Origin of the sequence: Algoriphagus aquatilis, from assembly GCF_042657405.1 — a bacterium.
GTDB lineage: Bacteria > Bacteroidota > Bacteroidia > Cytophagales > Cyclobacteriaceae > Algoriphagus > Algoriphagus aquatilis.
The window spans coordinates 15,818-40,950 of the sequence record NZ_JBHSKS010000003.1; the positions used below are offsets into that span (position 1 = coordinate 15,818).

General features: G+C 45.4%; 22 protein-coding genes. 17 read left to right on the top strand and 5 right to left on the bottom strand.

The features are described from left to right. Window positions 1-32 precede the first annotated feature (32 nt). The gene (locus ACFPIK_RS04480; RefSeq protein ID WP_377912659.1) at window positions 33-860 is read left to right on the top strand and encodes a hypothetical protein; all 828 of its coding nucleotides are present in this window, start codon (window positions 33-35) and stop codon (window positions 858-860) included. A gap of 54 nt (window positions 861-914) precedes the next feature. Further along, window positions 915-3,557, top strand: coding sequence for a fimbria/pilus outer membrane usher protein (locus ACFPIK_RS04485; protein WP_377912661.1), 2,643 nt, complete (start codon window positions 915-917; stop codon window positions 3,555-3,557). 136 nt (window positions 3,558-3,693) lie between these two features. On the opposite strand, the gene ACFPIK_RS04490 is transcribed toward ACFPIK_RS04485, so the two are convergent. Then, a complete protein-coding gene (locus tag ACFPIK_RS04490) occupies window positions 3,694-4,062 on the bottom strand; it encodes a DUF4174 domain-containing protein (RefSeq protein ID WP_377912663.1) in 369 nt (122 codons plus the stop codon). Between the two features lie 95 nt (window positions 4,063-4,157). Continuing rightward, window positions 4,158-4,436, bottom strand: a complete 279-nt coding sequence (locus ACFPIK_RS04495) for a hypothetical protein (RefSeq protein WP_377912665.1) — start codon at window positions 4,434-4,436, stop codon at window positions 4,158-4,160. Window positions 4,437-4,546: 110 nt separating this feature from the next. On the opposite strand from ACFPIK_RS04495, the gene ACFPIK_RS04500 reads away from it, so the two are divergent. From ACFPIK_RS04500 to ACFPIK_RS04515, 4 genes are read left to right on the top strand one after another with little or no spacing between them, the layout of a single operon-like run. Further along, window positions 4,547-4,996 (top strand): DM13 domain-containing protein, encoded by a 450-nt coding sequence (locus tag ACFPIK_RS04500; protein WP_377912667.1) that lies wholly within the window; start codon window positions 4,547-4,549, stop codon window positions 4,994-4,996. A 2-nt stretch (window positions 4,997-4,998) separates the two neighbouring features. Continuing rightward, window positions 4,999-5,889 (top strand): hypothetical protein, encoded by an 891-nt coding sequence (locus tag ACFPIK_RS04505; RefSeq protein WP_377912669.1) that lies wholly within the window; start codon window positions 4,999-5,001, stop codon window positions 5,887-5,889. Between the two features lie 6 nt (window positions 5,890-5,895). Then, window positions 5,896-6,495 carry a Crp/Fnr family transcriptional regulator gene (locus ACFPIK_RS04510; protein WP_377912671.1) on the top strand — a complete coding sequence of 200 codons (600 nt, stop codon included), beginning with the start codon at window positions 5,896-5,898 and terminating at the stop codon, window positions 6,493-6,495. Between the two features lie 12 nt (window positions 6,496-6,507). Further along, the gene (locus tag ACFPIK_RS04515) at window positions 6,508-6,957 is read left to right on the top strand and encodes a DM13 domain-containing protein (protein ID WP_377912673.1); all 450 of its coding nucleotides are present in this window, start codon (window positions 6,508-6,510) and stop codon (window positions 6,955-6,957) included. Window positions 6,958-7,061: 104 nt separating this feature from the next. On the opposite strand, the gene ACFPIK_RS04520 is transcribed toward ACFPIK_RS04515, so the two are convergent. Together ACFPIK_RS04520 and ACFPIK_RS04525 are read right to left on the bottom strand one after the other, a co-directional pair. Continuing rightward, window positions 7,062-8,510: a HAMP domain-containing sensor histidine kinase gene (locus ACFPIK_RS04520; RefSeq protein ID WP_377912675.1), complete on the bottom strand. Its 1,449-nt coding sequence runs from the start codon at window positions 8,508-8,510 to the stop codon at window positions 7,062-7,064. Window positions 8,511-8,520: 10 nt separating this feature from the next. Beyond that, on the bottom strand, window positions 8,521-9,219 hold the full coding sequence (locus tag ACFPIK_RS04525; RefSeq protein ID WP_377912677.1) for a response regulator transcription factor: 699 nt from the start codon (window positions 9,217-9,219) through the stop codon (window positions 8,521-8,523). A gap of 176 nt (window positions 9,220-9,395) precedes the next feature. Between ACFPIK_RS04525 and ACFPIK_RS04530 the strand changes: the two genes are divergently transcribed. The 9 genes from ACFPIK_RS04530 to ACFPIK_RS04570 all read left to right on the top strand — a co-directional run bounded on the left by ACFPIK_RS04530 (window position 9,396) and on the right by ACFPIK_RS04570 (window position 21,623). After that, window positions 9,396-11,612 carry a sodium-translocating pyrophosphatase gene (locus ACFPIK_RS04530; RefSeq protein ID WP_377912679.1) on the top strand — a complete coding sequence of 739 codons (2,217 nt, stop codon included), beginning with the start codon at window positions 9,396-9,398 and terminating at the stop codon, window positions 11,610-11,612. Window positions 11,613-11,854: 242 nt separating this feature from the next. Then, window positions 11,855-12,862: a PDDEXK nuclease domain-containing protein gene (locus tag ACFPIK_RS04535; protein ID WP_377912681.1), complete on the top strand. Its 1,008-nt coding sequence runs from the start codon at window positions 11,855-11,857 to the stop codon at window positions 12,860-12,862. 45 nt (window positions 12,863-12,907) lie between these two features. Further along, window positions 12,908-13,297 carry an SMU1112c/YaeR family gloxylase I-like metalloprotein gene (gene gloA2 / locus ACFPIK_RS04540; protein ID WP_377912683.1) on the top strand — a complete coding sequence of 130 codons (390 nt, stop codon included), beginning with the start codon at window positions 12,908-12,910 and terminating at the stop codon, window positions 13,295-13,297. Between the two features lie 2 nt (window positions 13,298-13,299). Further along, the gene (locus ACFPIK_RS04545) at window positions 13,300-13,722 is read left to right on the top strand and encodes a DUF1801 domain-containing protein (protein ID WP_377912685.1); all 423 of its coding nucleotides are present in this window, start codon (window positions 13,300-13,302) and stop codon (window positions 13,720-13,722) included. Between the two features lie 169 nt (window positions 13,723-13,891). Then, window positions 13,892-14,866 carry a GSCFA domain-containing protein gene (locus ACFPIK_RS04550; protein WP_377912687.1) on the top strand — a complete coding sequence of 325 codons (975 nt, stop codon included), beginning with the start codon at window positions 13,892-13,894 and terminating at the stop codon, window positions 14,864-14,866. A gap of 230 nt (window positions 14,867-15,096) precedes the next feature. Next, window positions 15,097-17,121, top strand: a complete 2,025-nt coding sequence (locus ACFPIK_RS04555; RefSeq protein ID WP_377912689.1) for a thioredoxin domain-containing protein — start codon at window positions 15,097-15,099, stop codon at window positions 17,119-17,121. A gap of 4 nt (window positions 17,122-17,125) precedes the next feature. Further along, window positions 17,126-19,645 (top strand): replication restart helicase PriA, encoded by a 2,520-nt coding sequence (gene priA, locus ACFPIK_RS04560; protein WP_377912691.1) that lies wholly within the window; start codon window positions 17,126-17,128, stop codon window positions 19,643-19,645. Window positions 19,646-19,780: 135 nt separating this feature from the next. Further along, on the top strand, window positions 19,781-20,329 hold the full coding sequence (locus ACFPIK_RS04565; RefSeq protein WP_377912693.1) for an RNA polymerase sigma factor: 549 nt from the start codon (window positions 19,781-19,783) through the stop codon (window positions 20,327-20,329). Beyond that, window positions 20,316-21,623 carry a hypothetical protein gene (locus ACFPIK_RS04570; protein WP_377912695.1) on the top strand — a complete coding sequence of 436 codons (1,308 nt, stop codon included), beginning with the start codon at window positions 20,316-20,318 and terminating at the stop codon, window positions 21,621-21,623. Before ACFPIK_RS04565 ends, ACFPIK_RS04570 begins: the two co-directional genes overlap by 14 nt. A 502-nt stretch (window positions 21,624-22,125) precedes the next feature. Here the strand turns inward: ACFPIK_RS04570 and ACFPIK_RS04575 are convergent. After that, entirely contained in the window at window positions 22,126-22,839 is a 714-nt protein-coding gene (locus ACFPIK_RS04575; RefSeq protein ID WP_377912697.1) for a DUF4397 domain-containing protein, read from the bottom strand. Between the two features lie 209 nt (window positions 22,840-23,048). Here ACFPIK_RS04575 and ACFPIK_RS04580 point away from each other — a divergent pair, with 209 nt between their 5' ends. Both ACFPIK_RS04580 and ACFPIK_RS04585 read left to right on the top strand, forming a co-directional pair. After that, a complete protein-coding gene (locus ACFPIK_RS04580) occupies window positions 23,049-24,512 on the top strand; it encodes a pyruvate kinase (protein ID WP_377912699.1) in 1,464 nt (487 codons plus the stop codon). Window positions 24,513-24,732: 220 nt separating this feature from the next. Continuing rightward, window positions 24,733-25,098: a nuclear transport factor 2 family protein gene (locus ACFPIK_RS04585; RefSeq protein WP_377912701.1), complete on the top strand. Its 366-nt coding sequence runs from the start codon at window positions 24,733-24,735 to the stop codon at window positions 25,096-25,098. Window positions 25,099-25,133: the final 35 nt, after the last annotated feature.

Genomic DNA, 25,133 nt, shown 5'->3' on the forward strand with positions numbered 1-25,133 from the left:
GCAGTAGCCGCCGGCTTCTTTCTTTTAGTCTGATGAAAAGGGTTCTTCTTCTATTTTTCCTGCTTGGTGCTTTCTTGATTCCAAGCACATATGCTCAGATTTCGATCGCACCGACTTCGGTGTTTATCGATCAAAATGGGATCGGGTCGGTATTCATCACCAATCCGGGAGATACTCCTCAGGAAGTGGCAGTGAGTTTCGTCTTTGGATATCCGGGAAATGACTCTTTAGGCAATTTGCTGATGGTTTATGGGGATTCGATCCGAGAAAATCAACATGGCTTAGGAGATCGACTGCGTGCTTTTCCAAGGAGTTTTATTCTCGGACCCAGGCAACAGCAGACGGTAAGACTTCAGGTCAGACCGGAGCGAAGCCTCGCTGCAGGTACCTATTTCACCCGAATCAAAATCACCTCAAATCCCCAAACCACCGACGTGGAGCAAGTTGACACAGAGGGAGTCTCGACTCAGGTCAACTTTAAGTTTGATCAGGTCATTGCCACGTTCCATAAAGTAGGAGAGGTGCAGACAGGATTAGAGTTTGGAGAAATCACGACCGAAATCAAGGAAAATGCCCTCCGAGTCATAACAGACTTTACGGTAACCGGCAATTCCCCTTTTCTAGGAAGTGTGACAGCTACGCTGAAAAATACACAAGGTGAGCTTTTGGCTTCTCAACAACAGACGACTGCACTTTATTTCTCCGGAAAAAGAGCCATTGAGCTGGGTTTGGAAAAGCAACTTGCCGCAGGCACCTACGAGATCGAACTCCTCTTTGAAACCAAGAGGTCAGACATTCCATCTGCCGACTTGGTCCAATCACCTCCGATAAGTGAAAAAATCACCCTGACCGTCAACTAATCCTGACAGGTTAACCAATTCCTTTTCACCCAAAAACCACCGGCAACTTTACCGTTGAAATCCTCTTCCTGTTTTCTTTTTGGATTCCTCTTTTGCCTGATTTTGGGAATCCCTCAGACCGGCTATGCCCAGCGCGAGCCGGATGGAGAGGTATTGCTTAATTTTAATTACCCCGCAGTTGGCAATGTCTACCTGAATGGGGTCTTTTTTGGAGATGTCGCCTACTTGCCCGTAAGCGAAGTGCTCAGTCTCCTGTATATCCCTGCCGACCGAACGGACACCGGAAAAGGTCTGAAAGGTGCCTATCCTACCAAAAACGACACTTGGCTGATCGATCCGGTGACCAACCAACTGGTGGTCAGAGGGAAGTCAGCCACACTCGAAGCAGACAAGTTTTACTTCGGGGAATTGGACCTTTTTTTACATCCTGATTACTTCAAAGAGATTTTTGGAATCAATTTTACTATTAACGTTTATGCCCTCAGCGTTAGCCTGAAATCTGATTTTGTCCTTCCCATCGAGGAGCGAAGAAAACGAGAAGCCATCCGGAAGCAACTCCAACAACGAACAAGTCAAACTGGCGGATCTGCACCGCTGCTTTACGACCGGGAGCGAAAGGCCTTGAGCTTGGGCGTACTGGACTATAACACGATATTAACCCGATCTAATCTAGGCACCAATCTTGGACTGAATCTAAATGCAGGGTTGGAGTTTCTCGGAGGAGATCTACAGGGAACTTACATCGGCAACCTGTCTCAGGGAAATGTTCTGCATAATTTTTCCGGTCTACGATGGCGTTATGTGCTGCCGGGTGGAATGAGCCCCGAGCGAAATGTGGGAATTGCCAGCATCTCGGCAGGACAGATCAATACTTCGAGCTTTACCAATTCCACCAACTTACTCGGGGTGGCCGTGACCAACAATCCGGTGATTCCAAGGATGGATTTGGATGTATTTGTGATTGATGGGACCACCGTGCCTGATTCTGAAGTGGAGCTTTTGATCGGGGGGCAGTTGGTGGATTTCACCCATGCAGATGAGGTAGGTTTCTACCGATTCAATGCGCCTGTCATTTACGGTACTGTGAGGTTGAGTCTTCGGATTTATACGCCTCAGGGGGAGGTTATTATTCAGGATCGACAGATTCAGGTGCCATTTAGCTTTTTGCCTAAAGGGTTTGTGGGCTATAACATTCAGGCGGGATTGCCCCAGTTTGCCTTTGACAGTTTAGGCACTAGTCTCGCTACGCATGCAGATATTTCCTACGGTGTGACCAATGCCCTGACCGTGAGAGCGGGTGCAGACCATGGGGAGGTTTTTGGAGAAAAAACCATTTACCCGGTTTTTGGGCTTTCTGCCCGGCTTTTTCAGCAATACTTGCTCAATGTGGACGCACTCCCTGACCGCTACTACCGCGCCAATGCCAGTGTGTTTTACTCCGACAACACCAGTATCAATGCCCAATACACGGAATACAACCTGTCTTCCATTTTCAATGTCCGCGGTCAGGTTCGTGATGCCAATTTCAACGTGTTCTACCCCTTCAAATTGGGAGAGCGGTTTTCCGGACTGCGACTGACAGGGGAGCGGATTTGGTTTAATACGGGTGTTGGGGTGAATAATTACCAAGTCGATTTCAATACCCAAATCAGTCGAGTGGTCCTGCGAATGAACTTCCGCGGAGGGGCAAGGGGTGTTATCGATGATCCTGAAAATCCTGCCCAAAACCAGTTTGGACTCTTTACTTCAGCCTTGACCTATACCTTGCCAAGAACCCAAAGTATCCCGGTGTATGTCAGGGGGATTTTCCTGCGCGGGCAGTTTCGATATTCCACCTTATTGCAGCGTCCGGAGACTATCAGTGTGCTCCTTTCGCAGACCTTATTCAGAAATGGCCGATTTACCTTGGGCTTTGACAGGGAGTTGGCGTTCAAGCAATCTCAGTTTCAGGTCGGTTTTTTGTATGACTTCAATTCCATCCGATCCTCGTCTCAGTTTACCAAGAGAAGTCAAGGATATACGATTCAGCAGGGCTTGAGTGGTTCTTTGGCGTATGACCCTGCGGGAAAAGGAGTAGTGCCAAGCAATAGAGATCAGATTACCCGTTCGGGGGCTGCAGTGCGGCTTTTTGTTGATACGAATGAAAACGGGGCTTTTGACGAAGGCGAAGAAATCGTTCCTGCAAAAGCAGTTCGTCTCGATCGCTCTGCCAACATTCTCATCGGTTCGGACGGGATACTGAGGATTACGCAGCTGCAAAGCTATTGGAAGTACCGTCTCGATATCGATATCACGGCTTTGCCAAATCCCAACCTTGCGCCAAAGTTGAAAAGCTTCTCCTTTGTGGCTGAGCCCAACCGCTTCCGACAAATCGACATTCCGCTCTATCAGACAGGTATCATCGAGGGAACCGTCTTTTTACTCAGAAATGGTCAGAAAGTAGGGCAGGGAGGATTGCGATTGGAGTTGCTGCGTGAAGGAGAGACCGAGCCTGTGGAGGTCATTCGAACCTTCTCCGATGGTACGTTTTATTCCTACGGTCTCTTGCCGGGCAAGTACAAGCTTCGGGTAGATGCCAAGCAGTTGGAGTTTATGGAGGTAAATCCAGAGCCATCCAGCCTGGAGTTTGAAGTCAAAGCCCTTGCAGATGGGGATTACCTCGAGGGCTTGGATTTGGTGTTGGTGAAGAAGGAGTAATGACTAACTCAGCTTTTGGCTAGACCTGTCAGGTTTTCAAAACCTGACAGGTCTTTGTCACCTTCGCTATTCTTCCATCATTATTCGGCGTTCGATGTTAAGGAGACATTTCTTCGCAATACTTCCTTTAATTCAACTAATTTCTCTGCTTGCCTATTTCGGACTGCCGCATGGGCATGGCATCGATAATCCTGAAAATTTGGGAAGGAGTTGGGCTTTCAAAACCTGTGTTTTTTACGCCTCCATCCAATCCAATCAAGGCCCATTTCACTTTGGATTTGCTTTTTGGTTTGAGGATTTCAAGGAATTTTGGGGTGTCTATCTCGCCCTTGAAAGTTGATTTTGCCAGTTTTGAGCCATCAAATAGAAAAATATGGAGCTTTCTCTCCTGCAACCGCGCCTGAAGGTCTGCTTCAAACCAAATTGAATCACCGGGATAGGATTCCAAAATCAAAATTCTGTTTTGCCATACAAAGTCACGCGGTGATTTGGGATTAGAATTCATACCAAAAGAGAATAGCAAGGCGAAGAAGATCAGGTGCATGTGCAATAAACTCTAAGTACCCTCTGAAGTTTTCAAGAGTAAAAATTCAATTCACTTTACACCAAATACCGCTTCACCAGATCCTCCCATTCCTGATCTAGGGTGACGCTAGGCCGAGTTTCTCCCGCGCGTCGGTACCAATAATCCGCATTCCATTGATCGCCTTCTTTGCGGTGTAGGTAGGCATGTACTCTTGCTGCCGATTTTCCCGGAAGCTGATCAATGAGATCATGTGCCTTTTCCCAAAAGCCTTTTCCATCCAGCCAAAGGGCGTGGAGTTCTATGGACCATTGAGTCTGAGGCTGAGCTAAGTTTCTGAATTCTACAAGGGTCATTTGGTAGGTGATTTATTTTCTCTGCAATACAAAGGTTTAAAGTTTTGTGAACTTTTTGTGATAGTCTATCAGGAGATTTGATTCAATCAAAAACCAAAACTATCTATCCCATGAAAAAGTCACTTTTGCTATTCTATGTCGCCTTTTTAGGCTTGATCTCCTGTTCGGGAGATACTGATTCCGTGGTAATTGATCCCACGATGCCTACCGGGAGTTTGACTGTGCAGAGGTCGGGAAATTTCATTGATCAAAACGGGGCGGGTTCGGCAGGTACTGCGAGTTTGGGTGTCGATACTCAAGGTAAAGAGTTTTTGGCTTTCAACGCTGCATTCAAAACAGCATTGGCTACGGGAACAGTGACCGTTTTTCTTTCTACCTCGGCTACGTTTACTCCGGATCCCGCAAATGGGAATCCCAATTTATTGGCCATTGGCCCTGTAAGAATGGCTGGAGAAAACTTCTTTGCTATTCCTACAGGAGCATCTACAGGAAAATATACCCACGTGATCCTCTGGTGTGGATCTGTTGGGGTTCCGTTTGGCAATGCTAGACTTCAATAAGCATGAGGAAAATTGTTGTCACCAAGTATTGGATTGAGCTTTGGCTCAGTCCGATACTCCTTTTGATAAGTTTTACCTCGTTTGCCCAAAGTGGCTGGACTAAGGAGAAGACGGAGGGATTTTACCAGCTTAGCTTCAATCGATTTTCCTCGGAAGATTACTTTACACTTGGCGGAGAAAATCTTTCAACCAACCGGTTTACCCAAAATTCCCTGGTTTTCTATGGGGAATATGGCCTGACAGATAAGTTTACGGTGATCGCAAACTGGCCTTTGCAAGTATGGAACGGGTTTTCTTCCACAGAGACCGTGAGCGGCTTGGGGGATTTGCGGCTGGAGTTTAAGCAGGCACTGCTCAAAAAGCACCTTCCACTCTCTATTTCTGTCGCCCCCGAGCTCCCAATTGGCAAGGCCAATCACTTTGCCAAAAGCGTACTCAATGATTTTGAGTCCATCAATCTGCCTTCCGGAGATGGTGAATTCAATGTTTGGACCACCCTTGCCACATCATTTGCGCTACCTAATGCACCGCTCTATGGCAACCTTTACGGGGCATACAATTTCAGGACGCAGTACGATGGGATCTCATTTTCGGACCAGGTCGGGGTAGGGGTAGAAGTCGGATACAAAATTGCCGATCTAGTGTGGATCAACTCACGGATCAATGCGATTACCTCGGTGGACGATGTCTCTGTAATCACGGATTTTGTGCGAGGGGATGGTTCAGAATTCACCAGTTACAGCTTTGGGGCAGCTATCCCTATCCATTCAGGTATTCATCTCTCTCTTAATTATAGAAACTATTCGGATTTTCTTTTTGAACGAAGAAATATCTACTCAGCAGGCACCTTTTCTATTGGAGTGTATTACGAGCGAAAACCTAAGAAACCCTAATTCGGCATGATTTTAAATGCAAGAAAACCTTTAACGCCTTTCCATTTTATCAATAAAGGAGAACTGATATTCCACCAAGGCCAGCCATTCAAAGGGTATTTTCTGATCAAATCCGGAGTAATTAAAACCAGCAGGATTCATGATACAGGATCCAAAACAATCCTTTCCTTTAAGATTACCGGCGAATATCTAGGAGAAATAATGGAAACAGGCCAAGGAAAAAAGTACTCCTACTCAGCTTATGCTACAGAGGATCAGACTGTTTTGGAATTTATTCCATGGGAAGATCCCAGTTTATTTCGACTACTTGGGATTTTGGAAAATCTCCACTTCGAGCTCTTGCAGGCTAGAGTCCGATTGGAGCGATTTATTGAAAAGGACTCAGAGGAACGAATCAGGCTTACCCTAAAGGATTTAGCTATGCGATTGGGGAAAAAATTCGGTTCCGAAACGCTACTGAAGCTTCCCCTCACCCATGAAGATCTCGCTACCCTCACAGATACCAGTAGACAGACGGTCACCACAGTGCTTTCCAGGCTGAAAGCGCAAAATAAAATCTCCTACAGTAGGGGGAGGTTCCTGTTTAGAAATCTTGATACACTATAAACTACTAAAACAATGAAAAACTATCAATTATGGACGCTGCTTGCAGCATTTACTTTATCAATTGCATCTTGTACAGGAGAAGACGGTAGTCCTGATGCGCCAGACGACAATGAAATGGTCATGGGGCAGGTAGATGTGATCAAATCCGGTAACCTCACGGCTCAAAGCTCCACCAATACGCAGGGAAATGTGGCGATTGTAAAGGATAAGGACGGCAAGCATTTTGTAAGGCTGTCCGAAAACTTCACCACTAAATTTAGCACGGGTACCGTGACGGTTTACTTGGCTACTTCTCAGACACTCAATTTAGAATCTTCCTCGAGTTTTCAGTTGGTATCGATTGTAGGCAAGCCCGGAGAGCAATTTTTTAGTCTTTCTGGTCTTCCGGATGCTAAATTTACACATGCTATTATTTGGTGTGGAGCTGCAGCGATTCCTTTTGGTTTTGCCAGAATGGAGTAAAAAATTATGGTCAGGTAATACTAGCCTCAGCAACTAAATGCCCCCAATAAGATGAGAACTTATTGGGGGCATTTCTGTGTAGACTAATCAATTGAGCATTTTCCTCAAATAGGCATCACAAACTTAAATTCCGTATAGCTTTTTGAATCAGAGTGTAGTTCTATTTGGATTTGATGGATTTCGAGGATCTTTTTTACAATCGCCAATCCCAAACCAGACCCTTCTATCCCTTTAAATTCTTTGTCAACTTTATAATAGCGGTCAAAAATAGATTCCAAATCTTCCTGTGGGATTCCTGTTCCTGAATTTTTAATCCGGATCATGACTCCTTCCGGAACGCTGCAAGCTTCAAGTTCTATTTCGCCTTGGTTAGGAGTGTATTTTACGGCATTCTCCAGCAGATTTTGAATGACACGATCCATCAGGTAGAGATCTGCAAAGACAGAAGGTAACTCCGAACAGATATTGGAGTGGATTTGGATGGATTTGGTTTCTGCCAAAAGCTCATATTTCAGGCTGGAATCATAGAGCAGCTCCTGAATTTTCATCTGTTCTTTTCTGACGGGCATTTGCCCTGAATCCAATTTGGATAAGTCAAAGAGATCTGTGACAAGTTTGGTCAGTTTGTCCACCGAATCCAAAATCACCTTAAAGTACTTTTCCTTTTCTTCTTTGGTGAGTTTTTCCTCCCGCATTTGTAGCGTCTCGGTGTAGCCATTGATGATGGCGAGCGGATTTCGCAAATCATGCGAAACATTGGCGATGAGTTCTCTCCTGAGTGTGTCTACATTTTTCAGTTCCTCGATGTTTATCAATATTCGATCGGCCATGGAGTTAAATGTTTTTCCCAAAAGGGCCAGATCAGAATCTGACTCGGAAAGAGGAACCCGGACGTGGAGATTGCCTTCCTTGAATTCCTCTACTGCATGCAGTACCTTCCTCAGGTGTCTGGTGATCCAAGACAGTAAAATCAAAGAAATCAATAATCCGATGATCAGCGTAATTGCCACAGAGTTAGCAGATACTCGAAGCCAATAAGAACTCAAAATCCCTGCACTGATGGTTTCAAATTTTTCGCTTTCCAGTGTGATATACACATATCCCAAAAGTTTTTCCTGCTCATAAACCGGTGCTGCGGAAAAAACTGATTTTGCTCCCGGGTTTCTGGGGTCATCTCCGAGGACAAATTTTTCTCCACCGGTTTGGATAAATTCCAGGACAGGGTTGATATCTACCGTTTTCAGCTTGACCAATTGATCCAATACGACATAAGAAAGAATTTCTCCTGTTGGATTGAGGAGGTAAACCTCAATGCTAGGATTCACCGCCATCATGGAGTGCATGATGATTCCCAATGCTTCCTCATTTACTTTTCCATCCTGGAAAGGATTTACTTCTTTGATGAGGTAAGATGCGATTTCTGAGTTTAACCGCTGGGTAGTTTCCTGAAAATAGCGCTGTGCATTCTGGGCTGTAATCCAGATATAAACCCCGCCAACTAAGAGTAAGATCAAGAAAAACGTGAGGGATATTCTCCAATAGAGTGTTTTCATAGAGAATGAATTAGAGTTCGTCATTAAATCGATATCCCACTCCCCAAGTAGTAAGGATGAAAACAGGGTTGTTTGGGTCTGTTTCTACTTTTGCCCTGAGTCGGTTGATGTGGGCATTGACGGTGTGCTCGTATCCCGAAAAGTCATAGCCCCAGATCAGCTCTAGCAGTTCACTCCTAGAGTAGCTCCTGCCGGGATTTTTTGCCAAAAGGAAAAGAAGGTCAAATTCCTTGGGTGTCAGATCTAGACGCTGTTCTGCAAGAAGTACTTTTCTCTTTTCAAGATCAATTTCCAGAGCACTGTGCTTCAGTATATTTTTATCCTTTTGGATCGCATGCTGCATCAATTCTTGCCTTCGGAGAATGGCTTTTACTCTAGCCAAAAATTCACGGATTTTAAACGGTTTAGTCATGTAATCATCCGCTCCGGATTCCAGTCCCATGACTTTATCGATTTCCTCAGACTTGGCGGTCAGCATCAAAATCGGAATGAAAATCTCCAAAGCTCTTAATTTTTGACAAATCGAAATTCCGTCCATCTCAGGAAGCATCACATCGAGAATCAAGAGATCAAACTCTCCTGATAGCGCTCTTTCATACCCTTTTTTTCCATGATTACAGACCTCTACTCGGTGCCCTGAATCCTGTAAATGAAGAAGAAGAAGTTGATTGATATCAGGATCATCCTCGACCAAAAGAATTTTTTTCATAGGTTGTCCAATTGTGATTCCAAACTACTGGTAATTGTTCACGAAAGTATCACGACCCTATATCCTTCTTTCTTTTCTAAAAGTAGGTATGGAATTATTTCAAACTTGGCTGAAAAAGTATTAATCCTATCTTTGGCAGATTATTTACAAAACCCAAATTGAATTAAAGCATAAATATGGAACTAGCGTTGATTTACATGGTCCCTGCGCTGGGACTGGTAGGCCTGCTCGCCATGGCAGTAAAGTCCGCCTGGGTCACCAAACAGGCCACAGGGGATAAAAACATGGTTGAACTTTCCGGCTATATCGCAGACGGTGCGATGGCCTTTTTGAAAGCCGAATGGAAGGTTCTTGGCTATTTCGCAGTGATTGCAGGCATTGTGCTTGCTTGGTCTGGTACCTTGGTAGAAACCTCCAGCCCGGTGATTGCCATCTCCTTTTTGATTGGAGCTTTTTTCTCTGCCTTGGCAGGATACATTGGAATGAAGATCGCTACCAAAGCCAACGTGAGAACCACACAGGCTGCCCGTACGAGCTTGAAGCATGCATTGAAAGTGTCTTTCACAGGTGGTTCTGTGATGGGACTTGGTGTGGCCGGGCTTGCGGTATTGGGACTTGGTGCCTTGTTTATTGTGTTTTACCAACTCTATGTAGTTTCTGCTGGCGCTGGAGTGAATGGTTTGGAAATGGAGAAAGCCTTGGAAGTCCTAGCAGGATTTTCATTAGGTGCAGAATCCATCGCCCTTTTCGCTCGAGTGGGTGGAGGTATTTATACTAAAGCTGCTGACGTAGGTGCTGACCTTGTGGGTAAAGTAGAAGCAGGTATTCCTGAGGACGACGTGCGTAACCCTGCCACCATCGCGGACAACGTGGGTGACAACGTGGGTGACGTGGCCGGTATGGGTGCTGATTTGTTCGGTTCTTATGTAGCGACGATTTTGGCTACCATGGTTCTGGGCCGTGAGATCGTGTCTGTAGATAATTTTGGCGGTATCGCTCCGATCTTGTTGCCAATGGTATTGGCAGGTTTGGGGATTATTTTCTCCATCATGGGAATGGCTTTTGTCACCATTAAGGATGACAAAGGTGATGTTCAAAAAGCCCTCAACATGGGTAACTGGTCATCGATCGTATTCACAGGTATCGCTTCGTTTTTCATCGTAAAGCATATGCTTCCTGAGACTTTGTCTATCCGAGGTTACGAGTTCACCAATATGGACGTGTTCTATGCCATCATTTTGGGCTTAGTAGTAGGTACCTTGATGTCCATCATCACCGAGTATTACACAGCTATGGGTAAGAGACCGGTGTTGTCCATCATCAAGCAGTCTGCTACAGGACATGCTACCAATATCATCGGAGGTCTTTCTGTAGGTATGGAATCTACTGTTCTCCCAATCCTTGTATTGGCAGGTGGTATCTATGGGGCTTATGAATTTGCAGGTTTGTACGGTGTGGCAATTGCTGCTGCAGGTATGATGGCGACGACTGCGATGCAGTTGGCGATTGATGCCTTCGGACCGATTGCTGATAATGCTGGTGGTATTGCCGAGATGAGCCAGCTTCCTGAGGAGGTTCGTGGCCGTACAGATATTTTGGATGCTGTAGGTAACACTACTGCTGCTACCGGAAAAGGCTTTGCAATCGCTTCTGCAGCATTGACTTCCTTGGCGCTTTTCGCAGCTTTCGTAGGTATTGCGGGCATCGATGCGATTGATATTTACAAAGCTGATGTCCTTGCCGGCTTGTTTGTAGGAGGTATGATTCCGTTTATTTTCTCCTCTTTGGCGATTGCGGCTGTAGGTCGTGCAGCCATGGACATGGTAAATGAAGTAAGACGTCAGTTCCGCGAAATTCCGGGCATTATGGAGTACAAGGCTAAGCCTGAGTACGAAAAGTGCGTGGAGATTTCTACTAAAGCTTCTATCCGTGAGATGATCGCTCCGGGTGCGATTGCTTTGATTTCACCTTTGATCGTTGGTTTTGCCTTCGGTCCTGAGGTGCTTGGCGGTATGCTTGCCGGTGTGACCGTGTCGGGGGTATTGATGGGAATGTTCCAGTCCAATGCCGGTGGTGCATGGGATAATGCCAAGAAGTCCTTCGAAAAAGGTGTGATGATAAACGGGGAGATGTTCTACAAAAAATCCGAACCACACAAAGCTTCTGTAACAGGTGATACCGTAGGTGATCCATTCAAAGATACTTCCGGTCCATCCATGAATATCTTGATCAAATTGATGTCTATTGTGGCCCTGGTTATTGCTCCTCATATTTCTGAAAAAGACCATTCTGCAATAGCTGATGCGGAAATGATCAAGAAGGAAGTGAAGAAAGAGATCCAAATTATTGATGGCAAAAAGGTAGAAACCGAAACCATTACCATTACCAAATAATCAACCCCACCAATCTTTACCGAGAGCCATCCAGATTTCTGGATGGCTTTTTTTGTTTAAATGACCGATCAATAATAGCAGTAAATTAAGTGTTTGGTTATGATGTGTAGTTAGGATTGTAATTAGAATTCGTTATCAGATTTTATCTGATTCCTGCCTGGAAATGGATATCACTTAATGTTATTTTTAGAAAAACAGATTAGATTGAATTACAAAATCATTCACTTTTTCACACTACTACTATGAATGGCTTAAGAGATAATTTTGACTACATAGGTTTAAAAAACCAAATCATTTCGGCACTGGATTTTGGCAGGTCAAAGGTTAGTGCAGCGATTAACCAAGTTTTGGTGAAAACTTATTGGGAGGTAGGAAGGCATATTGTTGAATATGAACAAAATGGCAAGGATAGAGCGGTTTATGGTGATCAACTCTTGGATCGCCTTTCCCGTGATCTTAGTCTGGAATTTGGAAAAGGCTTTAGTAGGTCAAACTTATTCCAGATTAGAGCATTTTATCAAAAATTTCAAAAAATCCAGACACCGTCTGGACAATTGTCTTGGAGCCATTATGCGGAAATTATCAAAGCAGATTCGGAGTTAGAAATCAGTTTTTATGTCAAACAGTGCGAAAAAGAAAACTGGAGCGTCAGGGAATTAAAGCGACAGATGAAGAGTATGCTTTTCCATCGATTGGCAATTTCAAAAGATAAGGAATCGATCCTCGATTTGGCTCAAAAAGGCGCTGAAATCCAAACACCTAAAGACTTGCTAAAAGATCCTTATGTTTTTGAGTTTTTAGGAATTCCCCAAGGAAGTAGGGTTACTGAAGGAGAGTTGGAGCAAAGGTTGATGGATAACTTGCAACATTTTCTTTTGGAACTGGGAAAAGGATTTGCTTTTATAGGAAGACAGTATAAAATCACTTTAGGAAACCGCCACTTTTTTGTGGACTTGGTTTTTTATCATCGGATTTTGAAATGCTTTGTTTTGATTGACCTAAAGCGTGGAGAAATCGATCATCAAGATATTGGTCAGATGAATCTTTATTTGAATTACTTCAGAAAAGAAGAAAACGTGGAAGGTGATAATGAACCTGTGGGAATCATCTTGGGAGCGTATAAAGATCAGATTCTAGTAGAGTATGCCACCGAAAATATTGCAAACCAGCTTTTGGTGAGTAAATACCAAGTTTACCTACCCGATAAAAAGGAATTAGCCCATGAACTGGAACGACTGATCAATCGATGATACTCCTGTAAAGAACTAGCCACAGAATAATTCATAAATCCGCTTATGCTCCAACTCTCCGCACTCCATCATATCGCCATCATCTGCTCGGACTATGAGCGATCCAAGAAGTTTTACACTGAAATCCTCGGATTCCAACCCATGCAGGAAGTGTATCGGGCCGAAAGGCAATCCTACAAATTAGACTTGGCGCTGAATGGAACTTACCTGATCGAACTCTTTTCTTTTCCTGATCCTCCCAAAAGAGTATCCCGACCGGAGGCATTGGGATTAAGACATTTGGCTTTTGCCGTGGAGGATATCCAAAAGGAAGTCCAAACTTTGGCTAACTTGGGAGTGGTAGCTGAACCTATTCGCATCGATGATACTACGGGGAAGCAATTCGCCTTTTTCTCTGATCCGGATGATTTGCCTATCGAACTTTACCAATTGTAACCATGGCTGAAAATAAAACCCAACCCACAGCTGCTTCAGTAGATGCTTTTCTTGAAGCAACCCCATCCCCAAAAATGAAGGAAGATGCCTTCAAGCTGAAAAAAATTATGGAAGAGGTGACAGGAGAAAGAGCGGTGATGTGGGGAGAATCGATTGTGGGTTTTGGGAAATACAAGTACCACTATGACAGTGGGAGAAAGGGTGAATTTCTGATAGCCGGATTTGCTCCTCGTAAGGCGGCGCTTTCTTTGTACCTCATGGGTTGCATGGAAACCAAGTTTGAGGACCTTTTTGCCCAACTTGGCAAACACAAAACAGGGGCCTCCTGCGTCTACATCAACAAGCTATCGGATGTGAATGAAACAGTCCTCCGTGAACTCATCAAACAATCCTACGATTTCATGAAGGAAAAATATCCTGATTGAGTAAAGTGTATTGATACTGTGAGCTTGATTTTTGAATAAATAAAACAGTTTCACTTCTGTCTCCTGTCTTCGGTCTCCTGTCTTCCGTCTTCTGTCCTCCATCTCACTAGCTGAGTAGAAATTCCTTTTTGTAGCAACTGCATATTGACAGATATTTTAACTTCACCCTATGCGCTGGTCCATCGATTTTCCTATTCCTGATTCTCCTTTTCCCATGTCTCATCAGAGCAAGATCCTTAGCATGGGCTCCTGCTTTGCTCAGACGATCGGGCAAAAGATGAAAAATGCCAAGTTTGACATCTTGGTCAATCCCTTCGGCACGCTCTTTCATCCGCTCAACTTGGCAGATGTACTGGATCATGCCTTATTTCAGGATCCCTTGGACCAAGATGGTGTGCTAGCGCGTGACGGGCTTTTTCTTCATTACGCTACCCACTCTGATATGGTGGGTAAGTCCCCTGAAGAACTCACCGAGCTTTATTCCCAAAAGCTAAGCCTGACCCGATCTTACCTCGAAAAGGGAACTCATTTGATTCTGACCTTGGGCACGGCCTGGATTTACGAGCATGAGACGTTCGGTCGAGTAGCCAACTGCCATAAGCAACCCCAGAAGTTGTTTGAGAAAAAGCTATCGACTTTGGAAGAAATGGAAATGGGACTTTGGTCTGTCCTTGATAATTTTTCCAGAGCTTTTCCTAATCTGAAAATCATCCTTACCCTCAGTCCGGTGCGCCATATCAAGGACGGCGTGGCCGAAAATCAACTCAGCAAAAGTCTTCTACGCGTGCTTTGCGCCAATCTGGAGCGAAGAATGAGCTCGGTCAGCTACTTTCCAGCCTATGAGATCATCATGGACGAGCTACGGGATTACCGCTTCTATAAGTCCGACCTGATTCATCCTTCCGAAGAAGCGGAGGACTATATTTGGCAAAAGTGGCAGCAGGCTATTTTTCCGGAAGCTACCCGCGAAAAGATCCCCGAAATCCAGAAAGTCCAAGCTGAGCTTGCCCATCGTCCATTCAATCCCGAAACCGACGCCCACCGAAAATTTCTCCAAAACTTGCTTGCCAAGCTGGAACGATTGAATAACGAATTTGATTTTTCAAGGGAACTTGCTGAAGTGGAGAGTCGAATTAAACGATAGATGCAAGAATCAAGACACAAGACGCTAGACTTCAGATTGAAGATTGCAGAAAATACACAAAACTTGAAGCTCAGGTGTCCTGACAACCTCGACAACGCGAAGTAGACAACTGGACAACTTTAACAATCCAAACAACCCAAAAACAAGACAACCCTGACCACCCGATAACTTGACAACGCGAAGCTGACAACTCGACAACCTCCAAGCCCCTAACTCCCATACCTCCTCCCATGAACCGCCTCATCCATTCCCAAAGTCCTTACCTCCTTCAGCACGCGCATAATCCTGTAGATTGGTTTCCTTGGGGTCCGGAGGCGCTGCGCAAAGCGGAAGTGGAAAACAAGCCGATTATCGTTTCCATCGGGTATTCGGCCTGCCATTGGTGTCATGTGATGGAGCGGGAGAGTTTTGAAGATCAAGTGACGGCCGACCTGATGAATGAGCACTTCGTCTGCATCAAGATCGACAGGGAAGAGCGTCCTGACATTGACAACATCTACATGGATGCGGTACAGGCCATGGGCATTCACGGCGGTTGGCCGCTCAATGTTTTCCTGATGCCCAACCAAAAGCCATTTTACGGCGGTACCTATTTCCCCAATCTGAAGTGGAAACAACTGCTTGCCAACATTGCCGATGCATTTGCCAAGCATGAGGATCAATTGGCAGAAAGTGCGGAGGGATTTGGTCGTAGTCTTAGCCGAAAAGAAACCGAGAAATACGGTATCGAAGCAGGAGAAACCGAGTTGGATCCGGACGAATTGGTGGAGATCATTACCAAGCTTTCTACGCAGTTTGATCCCGAATGGGGTGGCATGAACCGAATTCCGAAATTTCCCATGCCTGCGATTTGGCATTTTTTATTGGATTATGCAGTCCTTTCAGGAAATGAATCCTTGAAGGAAAAGGTCTTTTTCACCCTGAAAAAGATAGGAATGGGAGGTATCTACGACCACCTGCGTGGAGGTTTTGCCCGGTATTCGGTGGATGGGGAGTGGTTTGCGCCGCATTTTGAGAAAATGGGCTATGACAACGGCCAGCTGCTCGAGCTTTATGCTAAAGCGTATCAAGCCAGCGGAGATGCCTTTTTTCTTGAAAAAGTCACCGAAACCACCGAGTGGCTACGCGCCGAAATGCTTCAGGCAGAAGGCGGCTTTCACTCCGCCCAAGATGCCGACAGCGAAGGGGTGGAGGGTAAATTTTACACTTGGACCTATGCCGAATTGCAATCCTTGGTTGCAGAAGAGCTTCCTTGGCTAAGCAGACTCTACAACCTCAAGCCCAATGGCAATTGGGAAGATGGGGTGAATATTCTATTTCAAACCAGGTCTTATGCAGATATTGCGAATGAGTTTGGGATGGAAGAAACCGTATTGATGGAAAAACTCAAAGCAGTCAAAGCCAAGCTACTGGAAATTCGTAATCAGCGGATTTTCCCAGGAAAAGATGATAAAATTCTGGCAGGTTGGAACGGACTTCTTGATTCAGGATTGATTCAGGCATTTTATGCCACAGGGGATCAAGATCTCTTGAACTTGGCTTTGACCAACCTCCGGTTTGTTCAGGGAAAAATGGTAGTAGACGGCATTCTGCACCGTTCCTACAAAAACGGTCAGGCCTATACCCCGGCATTTTTGGAAGATTATGCCGCATTGATAAAAGCCAATCTGATGGCCTTTGAAGCAAGTGGTCAGGTAGAGTTTTTGAATGTAGCTCGACGATTTGCAGACTTTTGCTTGGATCAATTTTACGATGATAGCGATGGCTTTTTCTTTTTCAATAATCCCAAGGCCGAGAAGTTGATTGCCAACAAAAAGGAACTCTTTGATAACGTGATTCCGGCTTCCAATTCGATTTTGGCGAGGGCATTTCATCGGCTTTCTCTTTTGACCTACGAGGAAAAGTATGGCCAAATCGCCCAAAAAATGCTGGGAGGCATGAAGGAATTGGTGCTCAAAGAGCCCGGATTCCTCTGCAATTGGGCCAATTTCTATTTGGAGGCTCTAGTGCCTACAGCTGAAATTGGCATTGTTGGGAAGGGGGCAAGAGAAAAAGCCAAAGAACTTCAGCATCGATATTCACCCAATCTGGTCTTGGCATGGTCCGAAACTCCGACAGAAAACGTCCCGATTCTTCTGGGAAAATCCGCCGATCCGACAGGAAATGCCTTAATTTACGTCTGCTTCGATCGTGCTTGCCGCAGGCCTGTAGGTACGGTGGAAGAAGCCTTGACTCAACTCCCTCATTTATCCTGATTTAGTGGAATCTCTGTTTGCGGATCATGATTTTTTTGACAAATCCAGCGGAAACAACTTCGCGGATATCATCCTGCCCGTGCCAATTCCGCGGATGTTTACCTACAAGATTCCCAAAAATCTCCAGTCCCAAATTCAGATCGGACTGAGGGTAATCGTTCAGTTTGGGAAGAAAAAGGTCCTTACGGGTATCATCGGTAAGGTGCACAACAAGCCCCCACAGGCCTACGAAGCCAAGCCGATCTTGGATATTTTGGATCATCAGCCCAGTGTGAATCCACTGCAAATTCGCTTTTGGGTCTGGATGGCAGAGTACTATTTCTGCCACATCGGGGAGGTGATGCATGCCGCTTTGCCATCAGGTTTTATGCTTTCCTCCGAAAGCAAAATCCAGCTCAATCCCAACTTTGATGTGGAGTCCAGCAAGTATCCTCTCGATGTGCGGGAGGAGAAAATCCTCGAAGCACTGGAGAAAAAAGACGAGCTGAGCTACGAAGAGTGCGAGGAGATTTTGGGAATGAAGACCATTCACCCTATTCTGAAAAGTTTGGTGGCCAAAGAAGCCATCCTGATTTTCGAACGAGTCCAGGAAAAATATACTCCGAAAGTAGAAACCCGAGTTCGGTTGAATCCGGACATCGTAGCCAGCAAATCTGCATTGGAATCTGTATTCGAAGCAGTCCAAGGAAAACCCAAACAGGAATCCATTCTGCTGAAATTTCTCCGGGATGTCCCCGTTTTCCAGCGCCCCCAACTCAATGAAAAAGGAGTGGACAAAGCCACACTTCTTGAGGAAGGTGACTCCGAAAGCTCTCTTAAGACCCTGATCAAAAACGGGGTGTTCGAGACTTTCAAACACGTGGTTAACCGCATCGAGGAAGAAGCAGCCGAGCGGGAAGCTTCAGAGCTTTCTTCTTCTCAACAGGCAGCTTTCGAAGAAATCAAAACCCATTTTGAAAGCAAACAAACCGTGCTTTTGCACGGAGTGACAGGCTCGGGGAAAACTGAAATCTACATCAAACTAATCCAGGAAGTCCTGGAAAGCGGGTCGCAGGTGCTGTTACTTTTGCCTGAAATCGCCTTGACTACACAGATCGTGGGCAGGCTTAAGCAGGTTTTTGGTTCACAGATGGGGGTATACCATTCCAAGTACTCGGACAATGAGCGGGTAGAGGTTTGGAATGGCGTGCTTAGCGGTAGATTCTCTTTTGTGGTGGGCGTACGTTCCTCGATTTTCCTGCCTTTCGACAGTTTAGGTTTGGTGATCGTGGACGAAGAGCATGAGCCAAGCTATAAGCAGTTTGACCCGGCGCCTCGGTTTCATGCTCGGGATGCAGCTACCATGCTGGCGTATTTTCATCAGGCACGGACACTTTTGGGTTCGGCGACACCTTCCTTTGAATCCTATGCCAACGCCACCCAAGGCAAATATGGCTATGTGCAAATCACCCATCGCTTTGGAGATTCCCGTCTGCCGGAGTTTCACTTGGCAAATATTCCCTCAGACCGAAAAAAGAACTTACTCAAGCTGGACTCTACCCGCTTGCTCAGGGAAAAGATCCAAAACGCGCTGGAAAACCAGCAGCAGGTGATCATTTTTCAAAACCGTCGTGGTTATTCGCCTTATGTGCAGTGCGAGGATTGCAGCTGGACCGGGCAGTGTGTCCAGTGTGATGTGAGTTTGACTTACCATCAGTTTGCGGAAGAGCTGCGCTGCCATTACTGTGGCTATAAGGAAAAGATTCCCCAAGCCTGTCCCGCCTGTGGAAGTTCGCAGCTTACTACCCAAGGAATGGGAACTGAGCGGATTGAAGAATCTTTAAGCATGCTATTCCCTGAAGCTCGAATGGGAAGGATGGATTTGGATACCACCCGAAACAAATATGGCTATCAGAGACTCTTGGATGAGTTTGCAGCTGGTCAGATTGATATTTTGGTAGGTACGCAGATGATCACCAAAGGCTTAGACTTTGGAAAAGTCACCGTGGTGGGGATTTGGGATGGTGACCGGATTTTGAATTTTCCGGATTTCAGAGCAGGGGAGAGGGCTTATCAGCAAATCACGCAAGTGGCAGGACGAGCTGGAAGAAGGGATATTCAGGGACAGGTGGTGATCCAAACCCGTGACCCGGAAAAGGATATCTATGAGAAAGTGATCAAGGGGGATTATTTCGAGTTTTTCCGTCAGGAAATGATCGACCGTAAAAAGTACTACTATCCACCCTTCGTCAAGCTGGTCAAAATCATCACCCGACATGCAGATGCCAAGGTCGCTCACAAAGCTGCCCATGCTTTGCACCTTCAGATGGCAAATATTGCCGTGAAAAAGATTGTCCTTGGCCCAGAAAAGGGCATCATCGCACGAATCAAAAATCAATACCAGTTTGAGTCCCTGATCAAACTCGACAAGCAGGGAAATACCCAGGCGGTCTTTAAAGAAAGCCTGGCTAAAATCATCGAAGAGCTGCAGGCTGTTCCTGAGTTTCGGTCTGTGAGATGGATGGTGGATGTGGATCCGAGTTAATTTTTTTCTCAAGGTGTAGCGTATCTTTAGAATCATCCGTTTTACCCTTGGCTTGGAAAAAGTAAATGAAATCGCGAAATGATCTTTTCTCCAAGTTTCAAGTAACCATTCAGTTCTGAATAATATCCCTTAGCGTTGACCCTATCTGACGAAGAGTTGATCGACGGTTGCAAACGACGGTCAAGGAAGCACGAAGAGTTTTTTTTCAAAAAATACTATGGCTACGTCATGGGGATCAGTCTGTCCTATGCCAAAAGCAGGGATTTGGCGCAGGAAATTGCCCATGATTCGTTTTTGAAATTTTTTGACTCAGTCAAAAAGCTGGAAGATACCCCTTCCATCAAGCCTTGGCTGCGCCGAATCACGGTCAATACGGCCATCGACTATTACCGGAGGAATAAAAAATTTCAAAATCATGAGGAAGCCGACGGAGAGACCCCGGTCTTTGATGCGGAATACGCCCCCGATCAGCTCGCCTATGAGGAGATTTTGAAATTGCTTAATCAGCTGCCCGACGATCATCAGCTGGTTTTTAACCTCTACGAAGTGGAGGGCTACAGTCACAAGGAGGTTGCCGAACGGTTGGAAATCACCGAAAGCTCCTCGAGAGTTTATCTGACAAGGGCTAAAAACAAGCTCCGTCAGTTGATACACATTCATTTCAAAGAATATGCAGGAAGATAACTGGAGCAAGCGTCTGGCTGAGTCGCTGCGAAAGCAGCAGGAGGACAGCCCTCTTCCTTACGAACCGGGAGCCTGGGAGGCTTTCGACAAAAGAAGAAAAAAGGGAGTCATTTCCCCACTTTACTATTGGATGAGCGGTGTGGCGGCTTCTATCGCCCTGGTCTTTATGATCGGGTATGGATTGCTTTCCCCTGAAGAAAAAGCAGATCAAATAGCCTCATCCCAAGAACCTATCGAACAATTGCCTTCTGAAATCCCTTCATTGGAAACAGAAAAGGTTCAGCCTGAGAAAGTGGATGCCTCATCCTCAGAGCTTTTGGCAGATGTTACAAAGCCTTTACCTTCTTTCAAGGCAAAAGCTGGGAATGCCACTTCTGAAAAAGTCATTTCGAAAGAAAAGGTACAGATCGCCAGTTCAAAACCTTCAAGTTCTGCAAGTACGACCGAGCAAATGGAGACCATAGCATCAGAACGTGTCAACCCACCGTTAGTAGTCTTGGAGGAAAAAGTCGTCTCAGAGCAACAATCAGGCTCTCAGCCTGAGACCAAATCCCCATTGGTTTCGATGACCGAGGAGGAAGCCAAAGCCAAGTTGATGGCCCAAATCGGAGAGGAACTTAGAGAAGAAACTGGAAAAGAGAGGCGAGTGTCCTCGGTTATTTTGGGCTTTGGACCGGGCTTTGGCAGCAGTACCCAAAATAACGTGGCTACTTCCGGTTCCAACCTTGGACTTGGGGTAGCTTATGATATGAATTTGGGAAAAAAGCTGGCCTTGGGTTCCGGTCTTGGACTCAACTACCTCAATCAATCCAGCCAAAGTCAGGACTATGCGCAAGTGGCAGGATTTGCTTCAGCGGTCCAAGAAACCCAGCAAGTGCAACAGGTGCAGGTGGATATTCCACTCTATGTGCGCTATCCTGTGACCCGGGACAATTCCATCTCGCTGCAGGCTGGTTTTTCCAACCTGATCACCTTCAATCAGGAAGCCGAACAGGTGGTTTCTTTCACCCGTCAGGTTTACGTAGCAGATGCGATGAATGTCTCTGCCAATGCATCCACCTTGAAGACGGAGCAGCTTTCACTTGCTTCCGACTTGATTGTACCTTCACAGCGATTTTTTCCTTTGGCTACAGCCAACCTTGGAGTGAATATTCGCGTGTATGAGTCTCCAAAGACGAGCTATTTGGTCATGCCATTTTACAACTACCCGATTCAGGATATTTCAGGCACAGGTCAAAATCCCGGGGTTGTGGGTGCCGCCTTTAAGGTGCGCTTTGGAGCCAATAAAAAATAAGTACCCTTTTGAAAACCAAACCAACGAAGCCACCCCGGAGTGATCTGGGGTGGTTTTTTTTTGTAAAGACCTGTAAGGTGGGGCGGTTTTTTGTGACAAACTTTTCCAAAGTTCGAAACTTTGAAAAAGTTGAAGTTTGTGAAAATCTGTTTTTCTGTAGCTTGAATCAGCTTTTGTGATAATTTTTACTTTTCTCCTATGGAGGCTGGCCAGACCTACCACATTTTTAATCAAGCAAACGGAAATGAGAATATATTTATGGAGGAAGAGAATTATAGGTTTTTCATGCAACAATATCCTAGATAGCTGAAGGATATTGTTGACACCCATGCATTTTGCCATTTACCCAATCATTTTCATTTATTAGTAACTGTCAAATCTGAAAGTCACCTGAGAGAAACTTTTCCAAAATTCGAAACTTTGGAAAAGTTTGGGCAAAAAAAACTCCCGAAGCCCACCCATGGCCTCGGGAATTAGAGAGTTCAAAAAATAGAATAGAGGTTTAGTAGATGTAGTTGGTGATCAGCTGAATATCCAGTTTTTTGTCTCCGCTGGCTTCGCTTTTCTTTCCGCGTACTATCAGCGTATAGACTCGTTTGCTTCGTAGTTCCAATGTACCGGAGGTAATTAGTGTGGCGCCAGTCGAGGACTTGATTCGAAGGGTAGTGTTACCGCTGGGCAGGTCTTTAAATGCCGTTACTTCCTTGAAATCTACCCCTGAGACTAGGTCTGCAGCAGCCTCTCCAGCCTGTAGACTGAGTTCTCCAGCATCAGGAGAAAGATTGACGAGGCGAAGCCGAATGCGGTTCGTTGCGGGTTCGGTCCACACATCTTCAGCCAATATCGCATTGACTGCTTCACCTTCCTGCACGACAAAGAAGGAATACACCGAGTCTGCTACAAGGGGAAACTGCTTCTCAACCAAAGAGGTAGCAGAGTTGAACGGTGCAATCCGGAAGGTTCGATTGCCTGGGTAGAAGGCGCTGTAGGCCAAAACCTCGGAATAGTTCAGTGGCATATTGGTCACCCGATTGGCATTGGCAAAGATGTCTAGTGCAGGGGCATCCGGCGAACCCTGATAGATGGATACATACGCGGCCGGTGGCAATTGTGGGGCTTCCAGATCTGAGAGGCATCCTGTCAACATCAGTCCACTCAAAAGAGTCATTGCGGCAAAAAGCCCTGATTTTAGCATCGGATTTTTTGAAAAATTCATAGTAAATCGAGTTGGTTTTAAATTCAATTCTAGAACGCCCTCAAATTCAAAAACGCTTCACACGATTTTTCAAAAAAAATCAAATACCTGAATTAGAATGGGAAGAATGCAGGGATGACTTTGAAAATTGAAAAACGGAATCGGTCTCAACCCGTTTTGTTTACATATTGAAAAAGAAGTCGCAACTTCCCCCAATAACACATTATCGCATGGAATCTCTCAGGTCAGCCATCAAAAGGCAGTTACTTTTTCTGGATGCAGAAATGATTCAGGTTGAGCCCCAATTCGAACCTTTATTAGCTGGCCTTTCTCCACAAAACAGGGATTCCGCAATTAATTTCCTTCAATACTTAGTGCTGCGCAAGCACGATATTCAGGAGCTTCAGCATCAATTACACATCTATGGCTTGTCTTCTTTGGCAAGTTGCGAGAGTCATACGCACCGGCAGATTCAGGTTACATTGGAGCGCTTGGGCGTGAAGCCTCTCCATCCCGCTGCATGCACCATGGAAGTTGGCTTGGAAAAAATGGAAAGTCGTAGCCATAGACTTTTTGGATTGCCAAGGGAATCATGGCCTTCTTCGGTGATGGTCACGATGGATGCATCTTTTCTTCAGGAAAAAACACAAATCGAATCCTTGCTCATTCACGGCATGGGTGTGGCGAGAATCAATTGTGCCCATGATTCGGAAAGTGTTTGGCTAAAAATGATCGAAAAAATCAAAGAAGCCAGTAAGAAAACAGGCTTACCTTGCCAGATTCATCTGGATTTGGCCGGACCTAAAATCCGTACTGTCCTACTTAAGAAAGGCAAAGAGGAAGGAAAAGCAGCCATCAAAAACGGAGGGAAGATCTGGCTTAGCGATCGTGTCAAAGGCTTTTCTGCCAAGGATGTGGTGGTCAGTCCCAACGAGCCCGGTGTAGTCCAAGCCTTGAAAGTAGGGGAGCGGGTGTTTTTTGATGACGGGCTGATTTTGGCCCGCGTAGACAAAGTTACTGATCGGGGAGTGGCGCTGATCATTGAGCGGATATCCTCTAAAAAGCCGCTTTTGAAAGCGGAAAAGGGGATCAATTTTCCGGATTCCGATCTTGCAGTGCCCTCGCTTACTGCTTTTGATTTACAATGCCTCCCATTCGCAAGCGCCTATGCAGATACAATCGGCTTTTCATTTGTGAGAAAGCCCGAAGATCTCGCTCATTTACGGTCCGAACTGAGCAAAATCGCTTCGGTGATTCCTCCCATTATTCTCAAAATCGAAACGCAAGAGGCTGTGGTTCGGCTCCCAGAGCTTTTGCTGGAAGGGATGAAAGAGCCAGACTTTGGGGTGATGATCGCTCGGGGTGATTTAGCAGTAGAAATTGGTTTTGAACGATTAGTGGAGATTCAGGAGGAGATTTCCTGGCTGTGCGAGGCAGCCCATGTGCCTGTGATCTGGGCCACGCAGGTGTTGGAAAATCTCCACAAATCAGGTGTTGCTTCCCGTGCTGAGATCACCGATGCCGGCCGTGCAGCGATGGCAGAATGTATTATGATCAACAAAGGGGATCATACGTTACAAGTGCTCAAGACCCTTCAAGATATAGCCAAAAGAAGCCGTGCGCTCAAAGTTAAAAACCGCTTGACGTTCCGTCCACTTCGAATTGCCGAGCAGTATTTTGAGCGACAGGAATAATTGAAGGAGTTTTACTGATAAGCTGATTTGAACAAGGGGATTGGTTTCGTTTTCAAAACACCTTTTACACCTGATTTTTCCCTTTGATTTTTTTACTGATTAGCTGAGGTTACACTTGCTTTACAATTACTTTCATAAGGTTTGGCACGCATATGGATAGGAGATAAAAGTTCACCCAAAGTCCTTAATATCACCCCCGTAATCTCCTATGGTATCAGCAATGATCGAGTCATCCGCCATTTCCTTATCTGAAAAGAAATTCCATCACTTGATCGAAAGAGACATCGAGTCTTTTTCTTCCATGTTTGATGAAAAAGGTCTGATGTTTTATCCAACTGGAAAGGTGGAAACCAAGCCTGAACTTCTGCAACGTCTAGCGTCTGGAAGGACGGTTTTTGAAAAAATCGACCTTGCAAAGACCATTGCACGATTGTATGAAGAAACTGCCGTTGTGCACGGAGAGGGAATGTTTACCCTTATGCTTCAAGGAGAAAGAATAATCGAAAACCTCAATTTTATTGACGTGTGGGTGAAGAAAGAAGAAGAGTGGAAATTGGTCTCCTCTCACTTCATCAAGATGGTTTGATTTTCTATCACGAAAATTGATAATTCATAAAAAGC

Excerpts from the sequence above, each read along its gene's own strand:
- ACFPIK_RS04480 (WP_377912659.1), top strand. The coding sequence starts at position 33 with ATGAAAAGGGTTCTTCTTCTATTTTTCCTGCTTGGTGCTTTCTTGATT.
- ACFPIK_RS04490 (WP_377912663.1), bottom strand. The coding sequence starts at position 4,062 with ATGAATTCTAATCCCAAATCACCGCGTGACTTTGTATGGCAAAACAGA.
- ACFPIK_RS04495 (WP_377912665.1), bottom strand. The coding sequence starts at position 4,436 with ATGACCCTTGTAGAATTCAGAAACTTAGCTCAGCCTCAGACTCAATGG.
- ACFPIK_RS04500 (WP_377912667.1), top strand. The coding sequence starts at position 4,547 with ATGAAAAAGTCACTTTTGCTATTCTATGTCGCCTTTTTAGGCTTGATC.
- ACFPIK_RS04505 (WP_377912669.1), top strand. The coding sequence starts at position 4,999 with ATGAGGAAAATTGTTGTCACCAAGTATTGGATTGAGCTTTGGCTCAGT.
- ACFPIK_RS04510 (WP_377912671.1), top strand. The coding sequence starts at position 5,896 with ATGATTTTAAATGCAAGAAAACCTTTAACGCCTTTCCATTTTATCAAT.
- ACFPIK_RS04515 (WP_377912673.1), top strand. The coding sequence starts at position 6,508 with ATGAAAAACTATCAATTATGGACGCTGCTTGCAGCATTTACTTTATCA.
- ACFPIK_RS04520 (WP_377912675.1), bottom strand. The coding sequence starts at position 8,510 with ATGAAAACACTCTATTGGAGAATATCCCTCACGTTTTTCTTGATCTTA.
- ACFPIK_RS04525 (WP_377912677.1), bottom strand. The coding sequence starts at position 9,219 with ATGAAAAAAATTCTTTTGGTCGAGGATGATCCTGATATCAATCAACTT.
- ACFPIK_RS04530 (WP_377912679.1), top strand. The coding sequence starts at position 9,396 with ATGGAACTAGCGTTGATTTACATGGTCCCTGCGCTGGGACTGGTAGGC.
- ACFPIK_RS04535 (WP_377912681.1), top strand. The coding sequence starts at position 11,855 with ATGAATGGCTTAAGAGATAATTTTGACTACATAGGTTTAAAAAACCAA.
- gloA2 (WP_377912683.1), top strand. The coding sequence starts at position 12,908 with ATGCTCCAACTCTCCGCACTCCATCATATCGCCATCATCTGCTCGGAC.
- ACFPIK_RS04545 (WP_377912685.1), top strand. The coding sequence starts at position 13,300 with ATGGCTGAAAATAAAACCCAACCCACAGCTGCTTCAGTAGATGCTTTT.
- ACFPIK_RS04550 (WP_377912687.1), top strand. The coding sequence starts at position 13,892 with ATGCGCTGGTCCATCGATTTTCCTATTCCTGATTCTCCTTTTCCCATG.
- ACFPIK_RS04555 (WP_377912689.1), top strand. The coding sequence starts at position 15,097 with ATGAACCGCCTCATCCATTCCCAAAGTCCTTACCTCCTTCAGCACGCG.
- ACFPIK_RS04570 (WP_377912695.1), top strand. The coding sequence starts at position 20,316 with ATGCAGGAAGATAACTGGAGCAAGCGTCTGGCTGAGTCGCTGCGAAAG.
- ACFPIK_RS04575 (WP_377912697.1), bottom strand. The coding sequence starts at position 22,839 with ATGAATTTTTCAAAAAATCCGATGCTAAAATCAGGGCTTTTTGCCGCA.
- ACFPIK_RS04580 (WP_377912699.1), top strand. The coding sequence starts at position 23,049 with ATGGAATCTCTCAGGTCAGCCATCAAAAGGCAGTTACTTTTTCTGGAT.
- ACFPIK_RS04585 (WP_377912701.1), top strand. The coding sequence starts at position 24,733 with ATGATCGAGTCATCCGCCATTTCCTTATCTGAAAAGAAATTCCATCAC.